2 protein-coding genes are annotated in these 1253 nt (G+C 63.8%); one reads left to right on the top strand and one right to left on the bottom strand.

Features of this window, described 5'->3' with window-relative positions; all coding sequences use genetic code 11:
• Positions 1 to 153: 153 nt before the first annotated feature.
• Positions 154 to 552: an SHOCT domain-containing protein gene (locus tag HMPREF2736_RS06850; protein WP_038592207.1), complete on the bottom strand. Its 399-nt coding sequence runs from the start codon at positions 550 to 552 to the stop codon at positions 154 to 156.
• Between the two features lie 232 nt (positions 553 to 784).
• On the opposite strand from HMPREF2736_RS06850, the gene HMPREF2736_RS06845 reads away from it, so the two are divergent.
• The gene (locus HMPREF2736_RS06845) at positions 785 to 1096 is read left to right on the top strand and encodes a transposase family protein (protein WP_007000757.1); all 312 of its coding nucleotides are present in this window, start codon (positions 785 to 787) and stop codon (positions 1094 to 1096) included.
• The last annotated feature ends 157 nt before the right edge of the window (positions 1097 to 1253 follow it).

The raw sequence follows: 1253 nt of genomic DNA, 5'->3' as shown, positions 1-1253 counted from the left end.
ACGCCGACCGGACACACATTTTGCTACTTAACCCCTTTTTGACCCTTAACCCAAAAATAACCCCGCAGGTTTCCCTGCGGGGTGTTGTCATTAGAACGGGACTTCTTCGCCCTCGGACCGCGACGCTGCGGCTGGCGAGTGAGCGGACCAGGGTCAGACCGAGGAGAGCGCCCTTGCCTTGATCTGGTCGAACTCCTGCTGGGTAATCGCTCCCGAGTCGAGAAGGGCCTTCGCCGAGGCGATCTCATCGGTCGGGCTCGATCCGGCGGAGCCGCCGGCGACGGACTTGATGTACTCCTCCTGCCGCTGCTGGAGCTCCTGGTGCGCCTCGGCCGCGCGGTCGGTCATCCCCCGACCTCGAACAAGCAGGTACGCGAGCATTCCGATGAACGGCAGCGCGACGATGAACACCACCCACAGCGCCTTCGCGAAGCCGCCGAGGTCCTTGCTGCGGAAGAGATCTCCGAAGATCCACCACAGGGACATGAACCATGCGAAGAAGATGAAGAACTCGAACATGGCGAGTAGGAATGAGCCGTTGTCGTCGAACATCTGCTGACTGCCTCCTGACTGGATGGACGCTGGCCGAGCGGTCCACGCGGACCCCAGCGCACGACGGTTAGGAACAAGGACGTGCCCGGGCCGTCGCCGAACCACGTTAGCAGATCTTCCTCACCAAGCGTGGTAGCCGGGTTGCGACGCGCTGACCGGGTTGGGCTGGTGAAGACGGACCTGGGACTCCACGATTCGTAGCGACCAAGCAACGGATCGAGAGGAGTCCCAGGTGAGTGTTGAGGCTACCGTCCTGCCCGCTGCGATGCTCGGCATCTCGGGGTTGGTGGTGCTTGCCGCCGGTGAGTACGGCGGTGAGCTGGAGCTGTTGGTGGAGACCTCCGAGTCGGTGACCGGGTGCCCGCGGTGCGGGGTGGTCGCGGTGGCCCGCGGCCGGCGTGAGCATCTGGTGCGTGACATCCCCTCGGCGGGGCGGCCGGTGCTGCTGGTGTGGCGCAAGCGGCTGTGGCGGTGCGCCGAACCGGCGTGCCCGCAACGTACCCGGTCAGTACACCTAATAAAGCGACGTCAGTACGTTCGCTAATGCTCGAGCTGATCTTTCATCGCTCGTACCTCTCGGCTGCCAGCGTGGTCACTTATTCGCAACCGCCCACCGTGCGTTCTCTACACCCCTCACCGTTGCACCCGCGTGAGACTCTTAGACGGACCTGACGATCCACTCACGATCGCCAGGCGGTGCA

Origin of the sequence: Corynebacterium sp. HMSC036E10, from assembly GCF_001836265.1 — a bacterium.
Classification (GTDB): Bacteria; Actinomycetota; Actinomycetes; order Mycobacteriales; family Mycobacteriaceae; genus Corynebacterium; species Corynebacterium coyleae.
This window is presented reverse-complemented; position numbering and strand designations above follow the sequence as displayed.

Coding starts and splice junctions, on each gene's coding strand:
- HMPREF2736_RS06850 (WP_038592207.1), bottom strand. CDS start 552: ATGTTCGACGACAACGGCTCATTCCTACTCGCCATGTTCGAGTTCTTC.